This window comes from Pseudomonas sp. BYT-1 (assembly GCF_023611805.1).
GTDB classification, from domain to species: domain Bacteria; phylum Pseudomonadota; class Gammaproteobacteria; order Pseudomonadales; family Pseudomonadaceae; genus Aquipseudomonas; species Aquipseudomonas guariconensis.
In genome coordinates, this window is the sequence record NZ_CP072559.1 from 1,282,323 (window position 1) to 1,297,514 (window position 15,192).

Consider the following 15,192-nt stretch of genomic DNA (forward strand, 5'->3'; position numbering starts at 1 on the left):
TTGCGGCCGCTTCGCACCAGCGGGGTCGCTGCGGTAAAGGGGCTGCAAAGCAGCCCCAATATCCAGCAAAGCAGGTAGAATCCAGCCCTGACTCATTCAGGGCTTTTTCTTATGCGTATTGGCCACGGCTACGATGTCCACCGTTTCGGCGACGGTGATTTCATTACCCTGGGCGGGGTGCGTATACCCCACAAATACGGCCTGCTGGCCCATTCCGACGGCGATGTGCTGCTGCATGCGCTCAGCGATGCCCTGCTTGGCGCTGCGGCGTTGGGCGACATCGGCAAACATTTCCCCGATACCGACCCTCAGTTCAAAGGGGCCGACAGCCGGGCGCTGCTGCGCCATGTGGTCGGCATCGTTCAGGCCAAGGGCTGGAAGGTCGGCAACGTCGACACCACCATCGTCGCCCAGGCACCCAAGATGGCACCGCATATCCCGACCATGCGCCAGTTGATCGCCGAAGACCTGCAGGTCGAACTCGACCAAGTCAACGTCAAGGCCACCACCACCGAGAAGCTGGGTTTCACCGGCCGTGAGGAGGGCATCGCCGTGCATGCGGTGGCCCTGTTGCTGCCAGCATGACCGAACTGGAACTGCTGGGCCCACGGGCCTGGGGGGGCTCCTTGGGCCAGGCGGTGCTCAAGGCAGTGGCTGAGGACTTTCAGGTCGACGAAGTGCTGGACATTCCCCTCTCTGGCCAGGGCGAGCACCTCTGGCTGTGGGTCGAAAAACGTGACCTGAACACCGAGGAAGCGGCCCGTCGCCTGGCGCGTGCCGCCGGCGTGCCGGTTCGCTCGATCAGCTATGCCGGCCTCAAGGACCGGCAGGCCCTGACCCGTCAGTGGTTCAGTCTGCACCTGCCGGGCAAGGCCGACCCTGACCTGTCCCGTGCCGAAGATGCAAGCCTGCGCGTACTCAAGCAGGTGCGTCACCAGCGCAAGCTCCAGCGCGGGGCCCATTCGGCTAACGGCTTCACCTTGCGCCTCACGGCCCTTGCGGCCGATCACCAAGCCCTCGATGCGCGCCTGGAACAACTCAAGCAGCACGGGGTACCCAACTACTTCGGCAGCCAACGGTTCGGCCACGAGGGCGGCAACGTGCATGACGCCCGCCAGTGGGCCGAGCGAAACGCGTTGCCGGAGCAGCGCAATGTCCGCTCGCGGCTATTGTCCGCCGCGCGCAGCTACGTGTTCAACCAGGTACTGGCCGCGCGTGTCGCCAATGGCAGTTGGAACACAGCGCAGGTCGGTGATCTGCTGGCCTTCACAGAAAGCCGCAGTTTCTTCCCGGCGGGTGAGCAGGAATGTACCGATCCACGACTGGCGATTCTTGACTTGCATCCCACCGGGCCGCTCTGGGGCGAAGGCGTCTCACCGACCCGCGGCGATACGTCTATGCTGGAAACAGCCATCGGCGATCGGCATCTGGCGCTGTGCCAGTGGTTGGCACGAGCAGGCATGAATCACGAACGACGTATCCTGCGGCTCCCTATTGGCGGGCTGACGTGGCATTATCCCGAGCCTGATATCCTGCAACTGGAATTCGTCCTTCCGGCCGGATGCTTCGCCACCGTGGTGGTGCGCGAGCTCGTCGATCTGGTGCCGGCAGGGCAGACGGACAGCCCATGCGTATTCTGATTTCGAATGACGACGGTGTTACCGCACCCGGCCTTGCCGCGCTGCATGCTGCGCTGGCGGACTACGCCGAGTGCGTGGTGATTGCCCCGGATCAAGACAAAAGCGGTGCGAGCAGTTCACTGACACTGGACCGGCCGCTGCATCCGCAGACCTTGGCCAACGGCTTCATCAGCCTGAACGGCACGCCCACCGACTGCGTGCATTTAGGGCTCAACGGGTTGTTGCCCGAGACGCCCGATATGGTCGTGTCCGGTATCAACCTGGGAGCCAACCTCGGGGATGACGTGCTCTATTCCGGCACGGTCGCCGCGGCACTGGAGGGGCGCTTCCTGGGCGGCACATCGCTGGCGTTCTCGCTGTTGTCGCGCCTGCCGGACAACCTGCCGACCGCGGCCTACATCGCCCGCCGCCTGGTTGAAGCCCAGTCGCGCCTGGAGCTGCCGCCTCGCACCGTGCTCAACGTGAACATCCCAAACCTGCCTCTGGAACACATTCGTGGCATCCAGCTCACCCGGCTCGGCCATCGGGCGCGGGCAGCGGCGCCGACCAAGGTGGTCAACCCGCGTGGCAAGGAAGGCTACTGGATCGCCGTGGCCGGTGACGCCGAGGACGGCGGGCCGGGGACCGACTTTCACGCGGTGATGCAGGGGTACGTGTCGATCACCCCGCTGCAACTGGACCGCACCTTCAACGAAGCCTTCGAGCGTCTCGATGGCTGGGTGGAGGATCTGCTCTGATGCGTGAACAGGACGATCTGCTGCGCCGAGGCATCGGCATGACCTCCCAGCGTACCCGGGAGCGGTTGATCCAGCGTCTGTACGAGGAAGGCGTCTCGAACACCCAAGTGCTCGAGGTCATCCGTCGCACCCCGCGTCATCTGTTTGTCGACGAGGCCTTGGCGCACCGGGCCTACGAGGACACCGCGCTGCCGATCGGGCATAACCAGACCATTTCCCAGCCGTTCATGGTGGCGCACATGAGTGAGCTGCTGCTGGAGGCCGGGCCGTTGGACAAGGTCCTGGAGATCGGCACGGGGTCGGGTTACCAGACCGCCATTCTCGCGCAACTGGTGGAGCGGGTGTTCTCGGTGGAGCGGATCAAGGTCCTGCAGGACCGGGCCAAGGAGCGCCTGGTCGAGCTCAACCTGCGCAACGTGGTGTTTCGTTGGGGCGACGGCTGTGAAGGATGGCCGGCGCTGGCGCCTTACAACGGCATCATCGTGACAGCCGTGGCGCCGGAGGTTCCCCAAGCCTTGCTGGACCAGCTGGCGCCGGGTGGACGCATGGTGATTCCAGTGGGCGCTGCCGGCGAGTCCCAACAGTTGATGTTGATCGTACGCGAGGAACATGGGTTCTCCCGTCGTGTGCTGGGCGCCGTGCGTTTCGTACCGCTGCTCAACGGTCCGGTGGCGTGAGGGCGCGCTGAATATTTGCGTCGTCGACGAATTCTTCAGCCACGAACCTGTCTATCGTGCGGGGTTTCGTCGCGCTTGCCGCGGCACCTGAGCCAGCCACCCAAGCCGGTCTGTCTCGTTTATAATTGCAACAATATTGCATTTCGTATCGTCATATCGTTTTTCGGCACCATGAGGGGAGCGCGGGTGGGTCACACAATCATGCGGCAACGCAAGGATCGGTCGGTTTTCAAGCTTCTGGTGATTGCGCTGGCCATGGCGACATCGCTGGCGGGCTGCTCCAGCACCGGTTCGAGTGGCGCTCGCGTGGTGGATCGCAACAACACCGTGCCCAAGCGCCCGACCGTGACCTCAGGCCAATATGTGGTCAAGCCCGGCGATACCTTGTACTCCATCGCCTTCCGCTACGGTTGGGACTACAAAGAGCTGGCCGCGCGCAACGGCATCGCGGCGCCCTATACCATTCGCCCCGGCCAGCCGATCCGCTTCAGCAGCGGCAGCGGTGGCAGCACCACGGTAGTGTCCAGCCCGTCCTCCTCGAGCAAGACCACGGTCACCCGCCGCCCGGTGGCAAGCACCTCCACGCCGCCTGCCAGCAATGGCGGTAAACCGGTCACCCCACCTGCGACGACGACTGCCCCAGTGATTACCCAGGTACCTGCCGCCGAGCGTTCGGTAGGGGGCTGGAGCTGGCCTGCCAATGGTGTGCTGATTGGAAAATTCGCTTCAAACGGTAGTTTGAATAAAGGCATTGATATCGCCGGTGATTTGGGACAGCCTGTTTTTGCTGCGTCTGGTGGTTCAGTGGTGTATGCCGGAAGTGGCTTGAGGGGCTACGGCGAGCTGATCATCATCAAGCACAACGATACCTACGTCAGTGCCTACGGTCATAACCGCAGGCTTTTGGTTCGGGAGGGGCAGCAGGTCAAGGCAGGGCAGACGATCGCTGAAATGGGGTCCACGGGCACTGATCGGGTGAAGCTGCATTTCGAGATTCGCCGCCAGGGCAAACCCGTCGATCCGCTCCAGTTCTTGCCACGTCGTTGATCTTTGCACCCAGCCTGTTCCTGCTGACGTAGAGGGGACAGGCTCCAGCGCTGCCAGGGAAACAGGTGCCGCTCGAGTCTGAGTTCGAACTCAGCAAAGGACTATAACAATGGCTCTCAGCAAAGAAGTGCCGGAGTTTGACATCGACGATGACCTCCTGTTGATGGAGACGGGCATCGTTTTGGAAACGGATGTGGTGTCAGACGAACCTGCTGTACCTTCGGTTCGGACCAAGGCCAAACAAGGCTCATCGCTCAAACAGCACAAGTACATCGATTACAGCCGGGCGCTCGACGCCACCCAGCTGTATCTCAACGAAATCGGCTTTTCTCCGCTGCTCTCCCCCGAAGAGGAAGTGCATTACGCACGCCTGTCGCAAAAAGGCGATCCGGCTGGCCGTAAGCGCATGATCGAGAGCAACCTGCGCCTGGTGGTCAAGATTGCGCGCCGCTACGTCAATCGTGGCCTGTCGCTACTCGACCTGATCGAAGAGGGCAACCTCGGTCTGATCCGCGCGGTAGAAAAGTTCGATCCGGAGCGCGGTTTCCGTTTCTCGACCTATGCGACCTGGTGGATTCGCCAGACCATCGAACGGGCGATCATGAACCAGACCCGCACCATCCGCCTGCCGATCCACGTGGTCAAGGAGCTCAACGTCTACCTGCGTGCCGCGCGGGAGCTGACCCAGAAGCTCGACCACGAGCCTTCCCCGGAAGAAATCGCCGGGCTTTTGGAAAAACCCGTGGCCGAGGTCAAGCGCATGCTTGGGCTCAACGAGCGTGTCTCTTCGGTGGACGTTTCTCTCGGCCCGGACTCCGACAAGACCCTGCTCGACACGCTGACGGACGATCGCCCGACCGACCCGTGCGAGCTGCTGCAGGACGACGACCTCTCCCAGAGCATCGACCAATGGCTGGGTGAGTTGACCGACAAGCAGCGTGAGGTGGTGGTGCGTCGGTTCGGCTTGCGGGGCCACGAAAGCAGCACCCTTGAGGATGTAGGCCTGGAAATCGGTCTGACCCGAGAGCGCGTGCGGCAGATCCAGGTCGAGGGGCTCAAGCGTCTACGTGAAATCCTTGAAAAGAACGGCCTCTCGAGTGAGTCGCTGTTCCAGTAAGCGCAACCGCAACACAAGACGCCCCGATAATCTCGGGGCGTTTTTGTATCTGAGAGGATTGTTTATTTCGCTACCTACGTTGCTTTGCGTGTAAGAGATCGCTTACTCGTGGTGTAAGACTTCCCCGTAAGGATCAGTAAATCATTGTCGTTTCTAAGCTATCTATTTATGTAAGTATCTGAAAAGTAATGCCTTTTTAGGCATTAAAAGATGTGTCAGCTGTAGCGTTTTGAGAGGTTTAGCCCTTGCTCGCCGTGCTGGAGTGGCTAGTATTCGAACTGTGTCGACGGACCGGCACAGCCTTCACGGATGAAGGTCATGGACATCGCAAGATGCGATTCATCAGGATGATGTTTAGGACAAGCAGGGACTACGGAAAAAATGTGGGCGGGTCAAACCGCCCCTTTTTTTTGCCTTGAATTCAATGGCAGAGGCTGCGCTTAATGTGGCGTGCAGGGGCTATCCGCTTGGCCTCGAACGAAGTGGTCCTGTCCCTTGGGCTGCTTTGCAGTCCATCGCCGGCTTTGGCAGTTTGTATGGCGTATTTCCAGAAATGAAAAAGGCCCCGTTTGGGGCCTTTTCGTATCCGGACGCTATCAGCGTTCCAGATCTGCAATCTTGCCAGGCTTGCCATCCCACTCTTCAGCGTCAGGGAGGGGATCCTTACGCTCAGTGATGTTCGGCCAGATCTCCGCCAGTTCGGCGTTGAGCTCGATGAAGTTCTCCATGCCGGCAGGCACTTCGTCTTCCGAGAAAATGGCTTGAGCTGGGCATTCCGGTTCGCACAGGGCGCAGTCGATGCACTCGTCCGGGTGGATGACCAGGAAGTTCGGGCCTTCGTAGAAGCAGTCCACCGGACAGACTTCCACGCAGTCGGTGTACTTGCATTTGATGCAGTTGTCGGTGACGACGAAGGTCATTTCTAATTCTCTCCTCAGGCGACGGCGGCGGCCCTTCCTCATCAGGGCCGCGCGGTTTACAGGCATTGGCTGCAGGCCAGGCTAATAACCTGCAGCACCAGCAAACCGCGGCGGATTCTACCAGTTTGTAGTGGGCGCCGTTATAACAGGTTTTTCAGTTGATATAGCGTTTCGATAGCTTGGCGCGGCGTCATGTTGTCCAGGTCCAGCTTGCCCAGCTTCTCGATGGCCGGATGTGGCAGGCTGGCGAATAGGTCGCTCTGATGCGGCACTTGCGGCTCGCCCTTGGCAGCCTTGATCGGCTGCTCATGGGGCAGGCTGGTGGTTTCCAGGCGGCCCAGATGTTCACGGGCACGCTGGATCACCGGGGAAGGCACGCCAGCCAACTGCGCCACGGCCAGGCCGTAGCTCTGACTGGCAGGGCCCGGGAGGACGTGGTGCAGGAAGACGATCCGCTCGTTGTGCTCGGTGGCGTTCAGGTGCACGTTGGCCACCAGCGGCTCACTCTCCGGCAGCACGGTCAGCTCGAAGTAATGCGTGGCGAACAGGGTATAGGCACGCAATTGGGCCAGGCGCTCGGCCGCAGCCCAGGCCAGGGAAAGCCCGTCGAAGGTACTGGTGCCACGGCCCACTTCGTCCATCAGCACCAGGCTGCGGTCGGTGGCGTTGTGCAGGATGTTCGCGGTTTCGCTCATCTCGACCATGAAGGTCGAGCGGCCGCCGGCCAGGTCGTCGCTGGAGCCGATGCGGGTGAAGATGCGGTCGACCAGCGACAGCTCGCAGCGCGCCGCCGGCACGAAGCTGCCGATGTGCGCCATCAGCACGATCAACGCGGTCTGGCGCATGTAGGTGGATTTACCACCCATGTTCGGGCCGGTGATGATCAGCATGCGTGTGCTGTTGTCCAGCGCCAGGTCGTTGGCCACGAATGGTGTGGTGAGTACCTGTTCGACGACCGGATGGCGACCCTGCTCGATGCGCAGGCACGGCTCGTCGACAAAGCTTGGGCAGTTCAGGTCCAGGTTCAGGGCGCGTTCGGCCAGGTTGCTCAGCACGTCCAGCTCGGCCAGGGCGGCGGCGCTGTCCTGCAGCGGTGCCAGGTGGCCGATCAAAGTCTCGAGCAAGGCGTCATAGAGCATCTTTTCCCGGGCCAGGGCGCGGCTCTTGGCCGACAGCGCCTTGTCCTCGAAGGCCTTGAGCTCGGGTGTGATGAAGCGCTCTGCGCCTTTGAGGGTCTGGCGGCGGATGTAGTCGGCTGGCGCCTGCTCGGCTTGCTTGGTGGGCAGCTCGATGAAGTAGCCGTGCACGCGGTTGTAACCGACCTTGAGGTTGGCCAGGCCGGTGCGGGCCTTCTCACGGGCTTCCAGATCGATGAGGAACTGGCCGGCGTTCTCGCTCATGGCCAGCAGCTCGTCCAGCTCGGTGTCGTAGCCGGTCTTGAGCACGCCGCCGTCGCGGATCACCGCTGGCGGGTTGTCCAGGATTGCCCGTTCCAACAGGCTGGCGAGCTCCGGGTAGGTGCCGGCGATGGCGGCCAGGCGTGCCAGGTGCGGCGCTTCGAGCTCGGCCATGGCGTTCTGCAGCTCGGGCAGGGCGCCGAGGGCATCGCGCAGGCGCGCGAGATCTCGTGGGCGGGCGTTACGCAGGCCGATGCGGGCGAGGATCCGTTCGATATCGCCGATTTCCTTGAGCTGCGGTTGCAGCTTCTCGAAGCGGTAGCCGTCGAGCAGGCAGCGGATCGAATCCTGGCGAGCCTTGAGCACCTTGAGGTCGCGCAGCGGGCGGTTCAGCCAACGGGTCAGCAGGCGACTGGCCATGGCGGTCTGGCAACGGTCGATCACCGATTGCAGGGTATTTTCGCGCCCCCCGGCCAGGTTGATGTCCAGCTCCAGGTTGCGACGGCTGGCGCCATCCAGGATCACGGTGTCATCCATGCGCTCATGACGCAGGCTGCGCAGGTGAGGCAGGGTGGTGCGTTGGGTTTCCTTCGCGTAGGTCAGCAGGCAGCCGGCGGCGCCGATGGCCAGGGTCAGCTTGTCGCAGCCAAAGCCTTTGAGGTCCTGGGTCGCGAATTGCTGGCACAGGCTCTTGCGCGCCGAGTCGCGGTCGAAGTCCCAGGGCGCGCGGCGGCGGCAGCCCGGGCGTTTCTCGGCCGGCAGGCCTTGCGGCCAGTCGTCGGGGATCAACAGTTCCACCGGGTTGATGCGTTCGAGTTCGGCCAGGAGGTTTTCCCAGCCTTTGATCTCCTGCACGGTGAAGTTGCCGCTGGTGATATCCAGCACGGCCAGGCCGAACAGACGCTCGTCCCCGAGCAGCGCGGCGATCAAGTTGTCGCGGCGCTCGTCGAGCAGCGCTTCGTCGCTGACCGTGCCGGGGGTGATGATCCGCACCACTTGGCGTTCCACCGGGCCCTTGCTGGTGGCCGGGTCGCCGATCTGCTCGCAGATCACCACCGACTCGCCCAGCTTGACCAGCTTGGCCAGATAGCCTTCCAGCGAGTGGAAGGGAATCCCGCACATGGGGATCGACTGGCCGGCGGACTGGCCACGGGCGGTCAGGGTGATATCCAGCAGTTTGGCGGCCTTCTTGGCATCTTCGTAGAAGATCTCGTAGAAATCGCCCATGCGGTAGAACATCAGCTGGTCTGGGTGCTGGTTTTTCAGCTTCCAGTACTGCTGCATCATTGGTGTGTGCGCGGAAAGGTCAGACATTCAAGGCCTTGAAGCTGTCTCAGACAAAATGCGAAACGCCCAAGTCTACAGGTTCTTGTCAGCCGGGCACAGGCCGCTTTGGCCACTTCGGCCTTGTTGAAAGCGCTCAAGCCCCGCGTAGCGAGGCGCGGGGCTTGAGCGTGTCAGGTAGGGGTCAGCGGCGCTGCCAGACCACCGGGAACCAGTCCTCGCGCATGCGTTCGCCGTCGCTCAAATTGATGCCAGGGAAAGGTGGCGAAGTGCGCCCCGGACGCTGCACGTAGCGTACGTCATCTCCCAAAAAGCGCGTGGAAAAGGCGCGGCGCCGGTTCGTGCCTGTGTTGCCGGCGGCGCCATGCACGGTGCGGAAATCGAAAACGATGGCATCGCCAGGTTCCATTTCAGGGGAAAGGATCTGGTACTCGCCGTTCTCGACGTCCGGCATGTCCATGAACAGGTTCTGGCCATCGGCGTCGGTGGCACCATAGAAGTCCTGATTGCTGGCCCAGCGTTTGGGGCGTACGGGCTTGGGCCAGCGGTGCGAGCCGAGCACCACGCTCAAGGTATTGTGACGGGTAACCGGGTCCAGCGGGATCCAGTAACTGGCGGTCTGCAGGCCATGGACACAGTAGTAGGGCAGGTCCTGGTGCCAAGGGGTGGGCTTGGCGGTGCCGGGCTCCTTCACCAGGATGTGGTCGTGGAACACCTGTACCTGCTGCGAGCCCATCAACTCGCCGGCGAGCCCTGCGGCCGGGGAGTTCAGCACGAAGTCAGTGAATGCCGGGATGCGCTGCCAGTTGCAATAGTCTTCGAAGAATCGGCCGCTCTCGCCGGAGCCGACGTTCTCGATGGCGAAGGCACTGGGTTCGGCCAGGTTCTGCTCGAAGCCTTCGCGCAGGCGTTCGATCCAGTCCTTGAACACGCCGCGCAGGATCACCGCGCCGTCTCGCTGGAAATCTTCGATGTGGGGATTCATGGGGCAGCCCTCTCGTTGTTGTTGTCGTGGCACCAGCATCGGGTGCCGCCGAGGGCCGGGTAAATCACAGAATTCCTATGCGCCACTATAGCTATTCTGTATGCCCCACCTTGTTGTCTTGCCCTGCGATTGGCCGGTTAATAGCCCTGCGCCCTGCGTTTTCCGGGCCTTGCGAGAACCCTTCAACGGCAGCGCGACTGCCGGCCAAGAACAAGAACAATGAGGAGTCCCTGGGATGAACGATCACAACAACTTGCGACGAGGCCTGAGTACCCGGCATATCCGCTTCATGGCATTGGGATCGGCGATCGGCACCGGGCTGTTCTACGGCTCGGCGTCGGCGATCAAGCTGGCCGGGCCGTCGGTACTGCTGGCCTACCTGATCGGCGGCGCGGCGATCTACATGATGATGCGTGCCCTCGGTGAAATGGCGGTGCGCAACCCGGTGTCCGGCTCCTTCGGGCAGTACACCAGCCAATACCTGGGGCGCTACCTGGGCTTTCTGACCGGCTGGAGCTATGCATTCTCCATGCTGGTGGTGTGCCTGGCGGATGTCACGGCATTCGGGGTGTACATGGGCTTGTGGTTCCCCGACACACCGCGCTGGATCTGGGTACTGGGGATCGTCTGCTTCATCGGCGCGCTGAACCTGTGCAGCGTGAAGGTGTTCGGCGAGATGGAATTCTGGCTCTCGTTGCTCAAGGTCACCGCAATCATCGCGATGATCGCGGCCGGTGGCGCGGTATTGCTGTTCGGCATCCAGCTGGGTAACGGCGCCGAGACGGTCACGGGGCTGTCCAACCTGTGGAGTCATGGCGGGTTCTTCCCCAATGGGATCGGCGGCATGATCGCCTCCTTCACGGTCGTGATGTTCGCCTTCGGCGGCGTCGAAATGATCGGTATCACCGCCGGCGAAGCCAAGGACCCCAAGCGCGTGCTACCCAAGGCGATCAACTCGGTGCCGCTGCGTATCCTGCTGTTTTATGTGCTCACGCTGGTGGTGCTGATGGCGATTTACCCCTGGACCAACATCGGCAGCCAGGGCAGCCCGTTCGTGCAGATCTTCAGTGGTCTGGGCATAGATTCAGCGGCAACCCTGCTCAACATCGTGGTGATTTCAGCGGCGGTATCTGCGATCAATAGCGACATCTTCAGCGCCGGACGCATGATGTACGGCATGGCCCAGAACGGCCAGGCACCGGTCGGCTTCTCCCGCTTGTCGCGCTTCGGCGTGCCCTGGATGACCGTGCTGGTGATGGGCGTCGCACTCTTGCTGGGCGTGGTGCTGAACTACCTGGCGCCGGAGAACTTGTTCCTGATCCTTGCCGCCGTGGTGACCTTCTCGATCGTCTGGGTGTGGTTGATGATCCTGCTGTCTCAGGTGGCGATGCGTCGTGGCATGAGCCGCGAGGAAATCGCCGCGCTGGACTTCCCGGTGCCGCTGTGGCCCGTCGGGCCGGCCCTGGCGATCGTGTTCATGTTGTTCATCTTCGGCGTGCTGGGCTGGTTCCCGGATACGCGCACCGCGATGTATGTCGGCCTGGGCTGGTTGGCCCTGCTGTCGGTCGGCTACTGGCTGTGGGTGGCGCGCCAGCCACGCCAGGCGCCGGTCAACGCCTGAGTCAGACGGAAAACAGCTCGCTGGCCCAGCGCAGGAATGCCTGGGCCGCAGGGGAGGGGCGCATGGCGCTCGATTGCGCCAGTACCACCGACTGCGGACTGACGGCTTCACGCAGAGGCCGGCACGCCAGTGGCCGGCCATCGTAGCTCTGGTCGCCCGCAGGCCGTGTGCATGAGAGCGCCACGCCATAGCCATGGGCGACCAGCCCGCGCTGCATCTCGAAGGTCTGGGTCAGTTGCTGGGCGCGTGGCTGCAGGTCGTGGGCCCAGAACAGCGAGAGGAAGTACTCGCGGGTTCGCGCGATGTCTTCGAGGATCAGGCACTCCTCGGCCAGGTCGGCCAACGATACCTGCTCTTGGCGGGCCAAAGGATGGTCCGCCGGCAACAGGGCATACGGCGCCACCTGTGCCAGAACTCGGCGCTCGATCTGTGGGTCCAGGCCCACGTCATAAGTCAGCGCCAATTCTGCCTTGCCCTCGTTCAAGCGCCGGTTGACCCCGGCAAGGTCGGTTTCGAACAAAGTCATGGCGACTTCCGGGTGGCGCTGGCGAAAGCCACTGAGCAGGCGCGGCGCGTACCACGGGCCCAGGTCTTGGAAGCAGATCAGGCTGAGATTGCCGCGCAGCACTTGTGGCTCATCCCCCGCACTGCGTATGCCGGCCGCCATGGCCAGGATCTCGCGTGCCTGCTCCAGTAGTTGCCGCCCCGCCGGGCTCAGCTCCAGGCCCCGGCTGGCCTGACGCAGGAACAGTTTTTCGCCCAGGATGGCCTCGAGCTGCGAGATCGCCAGCGACACCGAGGGCTGGGAGATGTGCTTGGCTCGCGCCGCGGCGCTGACGCTGCCCTGTTCGGCGGTGGCGACGAAGTACTCGAGCTGGCGAAAGGTAAAGCCGATCATTGTTGTCTTGACCTCGCTATCGCGGGGAGTCTTCCCGCGGTGTAGGGCTCATGAGAGTACAAGGAAATCCCCACGGTCGGGCGATGGGTATAAGAGAAAGCACGCGCACGGATTGCATTTGCGCTGCGGCACATCCATTATGCACGGTATGCAAAAACGCAACGTAGCCACCGTACTCAAAGCACTGCTCGACCGCCACGGCCTGTCACCGACGGAGCTGCACCGGCGCACGGGCGTTCCCCAATCCACGTTGTCGCGCATCCTCAGCGAGAAGATCGTCGACCCGTCCGACAAGCATGTGTCGAAGATCGCCGAGTACTTCGGCGTCAGTACCGACCAACTGCGCGGGCGCGTCGAGCTGGGCGAGTCCCGCGAGGCGGCGCAGCCGGCCCATGGCCATGCGGACCTGAGCGACATCAGCCTGTGGGACGACGAAACCCCCGTCGAGGATGACGAGGTGTCCGTTCCTTTTCTTCGAGAGGTTGAATTGGCAGCAGGATCAGGAAGATTCGTCATCGAGGAAAGCGAGAAGGCCCGCCTGCGCTTCGGCAAGCGCAGCCTGCGCCACAATGGCGTCCAGTTCGACCAGGCCAAGTGTGTGACCGTGCGCGGCAACAGTATGTTGCCGGTACTGCGTGATGGCGCGACGGTCGGAGTCAACACCGGCAAATGCGCGATCGGCGACATCATCGATGGTGACCTCTACGCCATCAACCACAATGGCCAGTTACGTGTGAAACAGGTCTACCGTCTGCCCACCGGTATTCGTTTGCGCAGCTTCAATCGCGATGAACACCCTGACGAGGACTACAGCTTCCAGCAGATGCAGGAAGAGCAGATCAGCCTGTTGGGCCATGTGTTCTGGTGGGGCATGTACGCTCGCTGAGGCATCTCCTTTTCAAGAAAACCCGCTTCGGCGGGTTTTTTTTCGTCCGCAGAAAATCCCTACAAGCCACGTCGTGCATAGCCTTCATGCATTTCAGCAAATTTTATTCGTTAGAAATATGAATTTATGCATTGACTGAATATGCATCAGTGCATAATCTGTGTCTCAAGCCGGTCGACACCGGTTGTTACACAGGCAGCGATGAACAGGCCTCGACTGTTCAGAGGGTTGGCAACTGGCCCGGGTGTGCAGCGTAAAGCACCACGAACAGTTATCCGGCGGGCAGGTGGCCGCGGTCGGAGACACCAATTCGAAGCGGAACCGCCAGGCGTCACCAGATGTGGCCGGCGGTTCGACAACGCATTACTGAAAAGCCTGGCAGCCCGGGCTTTTTGGAATGCCGAGTTCATACACAACCGTCCCGCCGGTAGCACCGGCGGGCATTCATACAGGAGGCAGGACAGTGACGAACGAGCAACAGACGTTGCTGGAGATACCGCTCTGGCTGGTGATCGTCCTGGCATTGCTGGGCGGCCTGAGCGGTGAGATGTGGCGTGCCGACAAGGCTGGCGCGCGAGGATGGGCGCTGGTGCGCCGGCTGGCGTTGCGATCCGGGGCTTGCATGGTCTGCGGGGTCTCGACGGTGATGCTGCTGTACGCCAGCGGCATGTCGATCTGGAGCGCCAGCGCCTTTGGCTGCATGACTGCCATGGCAGGCGCCGACGTAGCTATCGGGCTCTACGAGCGCTGGGCGGCCAAACGCCTGGGGTTGCGTGATGTGCCCCAGGCCGATGAGCGATAGGAGGCATTGCAATGAGCGAACTGGCCACTTTGCATGCGGCCCTGACCGCAACGATTCGTGAGGCGATTCCTGAACTTGCGTCAGTCGATATCGCTTCTGATGTCGAGAGCAGCACCGTCCTGCCGTCGCTGCGCCATGGCATCGTGCGCATGACCGCGGACGCCGCGCCACGGGATGGGCGCTCGGTGCTGGTCACCACCTTCGAGGCGGATATCACCCCCGACCTCGGCGACCCCGATGCACGCCTGCAGGGAAGCCTGCTGGCCGCACAACTGATGGACCTGCTGCGCCAGCAGTATTGGGGCCTGGATTTTGTCGAGGCCAGCCGCAATGCGCTGGCGCAGTTCGAGGGTGGCCACTGGATTGTCCGTTGGGAGCAGCCGGTGCTGTTGGGCGAGCCCCAGTGGCACTGGCCTGATCAGCCGCCCGGCATGCTGATGTTGGGCATCGACCCGGACACCGGGTCGGGCAACGAGCACCGTTATATCGCTGCAGAGGACATCCCATGAGGTACGCCAGCGCGATGCATGATCGGATGCTGGCCAGCCTGGTCATCCCTTGCCGCGTTGTTGCGGTAGACCTGGCCGCAGCTCGGGTGCGGGTATCCGATGGAGCCTGGACCAGTGCCTGGTTGCGCTGGCATTGCCTGGCCGCCGGTAAGGCACGCCACTGGCGGGCACCGAGCCTGGGCGAGCAGGGCGTGTTGATCAGCCCCAGCGGTGAGCCGGCCCAGGGCACTTTCGTGCCGGGTCTTTACGGCAATGCCGGCAGCGCGCCGGACAACCGCGACCATGTGGAGGTGTGGCGGTTCGAGGACGGCGGCTCGCTCGCCTATGACTGGCAGGCCAAGCGCTACGACATCCACCTGCCTGCCGGCAACGCCAGCATCAAGGTAGGCGCCAGCACCCTACGCGTCAGCGAGGGTGCCATCGAGCTCGACGCCACGGCTATCACCCTGACCGGCCAGGTCGCCATCAACGGGCCGCTGACCGTCAGCGGCGACATCAACGGCGGCGGCAGGATCATCGACACTGCTGGCAACACCGCTAACCACAAGCATTGATCGAGGCCCCCTGCATCGGAAATGCCGGCGCTGACAAGCAGGTTTCCTGCTCCGTGGCGTCTGTATCGCGGGTTTAGCCGCGAACAGGTGCAGGCCTTAACCAGGAGAGACTCTTAAA

15 protein-coding genes are annotated in these 15,192 nt (G+C 62.5%); 11 read left to right on the plus strand and 4 right to left on the minus strand.

Translation table 11 applies throughout. The features are described 5' to 3' along the window. Positions 1–111: 111 nt before the first annotated feature. From ispF to rpoS, 6 genes are all read left to right on the plus strand, one after another. On the plus strand, positions 112–585 hold the full coding sequence (gene ispF / locus J5X93_RS05785) for a 2-C-methyl-D-erythritol 2,4-cyclodiphosphate synthase (protein WP_043208819.1): 474 nt from the start codon (positions 112–114) through the stop codon (positions 583–585). Then, positions 582–1,640: a tRNA pseudouridine(13) synthase TruD gene (gene truD, locus J5X93_RS05790; RefSeq protein WP_043208817.1), complete on the plus strand. Its 1,059-nt coding sequence runs from the start codon at positions 582–584 to the stop codon at positions 1,638–1,640. The genes ispF and truD overlap by 4 nt, the downstream gene beginning before the upstream one ends. Next, entirely contained in the window at positions 1,628–2,377 is a 750-nt protein-coding gene (gene surE, locus J5X93_RS05795; protein WP_043208815.1) for a 5'/3'-nucleotidase SurE, read from the plus strand. The genes truD and surE overlap by 13 nt, the downstream gene beginning before the upstream one ends. A gap of 38 nt (positions 2,378–2,415) precedes the next feature. After that, positions 2,416–3,054 carry a protein-L-isoaspartate(D-aspartate) O-methyltransferase gene (locus J5X93_RS05800; protein WP_167358117.1) on the plus strand — a complete coding sequence of 213 codons (639 nt, stop codon included), beginning with the start codon at positions 2,416–2,418 and terminating at the stop codon, positions 3,052–3,054. A gap of 186 nt (positions 3,055–3,240) precedes the next feature. Continuing rightward, entirely contained in the window at positions 3,241–4,101 is an 861-nt protein-coding gene (locus J5X93_RS05805; RefSeq protein ID WP_043208810.1) for a peptidoglycan DD-metalloendopeptidase family protein, read from the plus strand. A gap of 109 nt (positions 4,102–4,210) precedes the next feature. Next, the gene (gene rpoS, locus J5X93_RS05810) at positions 4,211–5,218 is read left to right on the plus strand and encodes an RNA polymerase sigma factor RpoS (RefSeq protein ID WP_043208809.1); all 1,008 of its coding nucleotides are present in this window, start codon (positions 4,211–4,213) and stop codon (positions 5,216–5,218) included. Between the two features lie 596 nt (positions 5,219–5,814). Here the strand turns inward: rpoS and fdxA are convergent. From fdxA to J5X93_RS05825, 3 genes are all read right to left on the minus strand, one after another. Next, entirely contained in the window at positions 5,815–6,138 is a 324-nt protein-coding gene (fdxA, locus tag J5X93_RS05815; protein WP_043208808.1) for a ferredoxin FdxA, read from the minus strand. A gap of 140 nt (positions 6,139–6,278) precedes the next feature. Then, positions 6,279–8,849: a DNA mismatch repair protein MutS gene (gene mutS, locus J5X93_RS05820; RefSeq protein WP_043208806.1), complete on the minus strand. Its 2,571-nt coding sequence runs from the start codon at positions 8,847–8,849 to the stop codon at positions 6,279–6,281. A gap of 154 nt (positions 8,850–9,003) precedes the next feature. Further along, positions 9,004–9,804 carry a phytanoyl-CoA dioxygenase family protein gene (locus J5X93_RS05825; protein WP_182941637.1) on the minus strand — a complete coding sequence of 267 codons (801 nt, stop codon included), beginning with the start codon at positions 9,802–9,804 and terminating at the stop codon, positions 9,004–9,006. 235 nt (positions 9,805–10,039) lie between these two features. On the opposite strand from J5X93_RS05825, the gene J5X93_RS05830 reads away from it, so the two are divergent. Further along, a complete protein-coding gene (locus J5X93_RS05830) occupies positions 10,040–11,425 on the plus strand; it encodes an L-histidine transporter HutT (protein WP_182817640.1) in 1,386 nt (461 codons plus the stop codon). Position 11,426: 1 nt separating this feature from the next. On the opposite strand, the gene J5X93_RS05835 is transcribed toward J5X93_RS05830, so the two are convergent. After that, entirely contained in the window at positions 11,427–12,323 is an 897-nt protein-coding gene (locus J5X93_RS05835) for a LysR substrate-binding domain-containing protein (RefSeq protein WP_043208800.1), read from the minus strand. A gap of 139 nt (positions 12,324–12,462) precedes the next feature. On the opposite strand from J5X93_RS05835, the gene J5X93_RS05840 reads away from it, so the two are divergent. From J5X93_RS05840 to J5X93_RS05855, 4 genes are all read left to right on the plus strand, one after another. Further along, positions 12,463–13,209, plus strand: a complete 747-nt coding sequence (locus J5X93_RS05840; protein WP_043208797.1) for a LexA family transcriptional regulator — start codon at positions 12,463–12,465, stop codon at positions 13,207–13,209. Between the two features lie 463 nt (positions 13,210–13,672). Then, positions 13,673–14,011, plus strand: a complete 339-nt coding sequence (locus tag J5X93_RS05845; RefSeq protein WP_043208794.1) for a phage holin family protein — start codon at positions 13,673–13,675, stop codon at positions 14,009–14,011. An 11-nt stretch (positions 14,012–14,022) separates the two neighbouring features. After that, a complete protein-coding gene (locus J5X93_RS05850) occupies positions 14,023–14,520 on the plus strand; it encodes a hypothetical protein (RefSeq protein ID WP_043208792.1) in 498 nt (165 codons plus the stop codon). Further along, positions 14,517–15,074 carry a phage baseplate assembly protein V gene (locus tag J5X93_RS05855; protein ID WP_182941635.1) on the plus strand — a complete coding sequence of 186 codons (558 nt, stop codon included), beginning with the start codon at positions 14,517–14,519 and terminating at the stop codon, positions 15,072–15,074. The genes J5X93_RS05850 and J5X93_RS05855 overlap by 4 nt, the downstream gene beginning before the upstream one ends. The last annotated feature ends 118 nt before the right edge of the window (positions 15,075–15,192 follow it).

What these genes read in the sequence shown, in the direction of transcription:
- ispF (WP_043208819.1), top strand. Translation starts at nt 112, where the DNA reads ATGCGTATTGGCCACGGCTACGATGTCCACCGTTTCGGCGACGGTGAT.
- truD (WP_043208817.1), top strand. Translation starts at nt 582, where the DNA reads ATGACCGAACTGGAACTGCTGGGCCCACGGGCCTGGGGGGGCTCCTTG.
- surE (WP_043208815.1), top strand. Translation starts at nt 1,628, where the DNA reads ATGCGTATTCTGATTTCGAATGACGACGGTGTTACCGCACCCGGCCTT.
- J5X93_RS05800 (WP_167358117.1), top strand. Translation starts at nt 2,416, where the DNA reads ATGACCTCCCAGCGTACCCGGGAGCGGTTGATCCAGCGTCTGTACGAG.
- rpoS (WP_043208809.1), top strand. Translation starts at nt 4,211, where the DNA reads ATGGCTCTCAGCAAAGAAGTGCCGGAGTTTGACATCGACGATGACCTC.
- fdxA (WP_043208808.1), bottom strand. Translation starts at nt 6,138, where the DNA reads ATGACCTTCGTCGTCACCGACAACTGCATCAAATGCAAGTACACCGAC.
- mutS (WP_043208806.1), bottom strand. Translation starts at nt 8,849, where the DNA reads ATGTCTGACCTTTCCGCGCACACACCAATGATGCAGCAGTACTGGAAG.
- J5X93_RS05825 (WP_182941637.1), bottom strand. Translation starts at nt 9,804, where the DNA reads ATGAATCCCCACATCGAAGATTTCCAGCGAGACGGCGCGGTGATCCTG.
- J5X93_RS05830 (WP_182817640.1), top strand. Translation starts at nt 10,040, where the DNA reads ATGAACGATCACAACAACTTGCGACGAGGCCTGAGTACCCGGCATATC.
- J5X93_RS05835 (WP_043208800.1), bottom strand. Translation starts at nt 12,323, where the DNA reads ATGATCGGCTTTACCTTTCGCCAGCTCGAGTACTTCGTCGCCACCGCC.
- J5X93_RS05840 (WP_043208797.1), top strand. Translation starts at nt 12,463, where the DNA reads ATGCACGGTATGCAAAAACGCAACGTAGCCACCGTACTCAAAGCACTG.
- J5X93_RS05850 (WP_043208792.1), top strand. Translation starts at nt 14,023, where the DNA reads ATGAGCGAACTGGCCACTTTGCATGCGGCCCTGACCGCAACGATTCGT.
- J5X93_RS05855 (WP_182941635.1), top strand. Translation starts at nt 14,517, where the DNA reads ATGAGGTACGCCAGCGCGATGCATGATCGGATGCTGGCCAGCCTGGTC.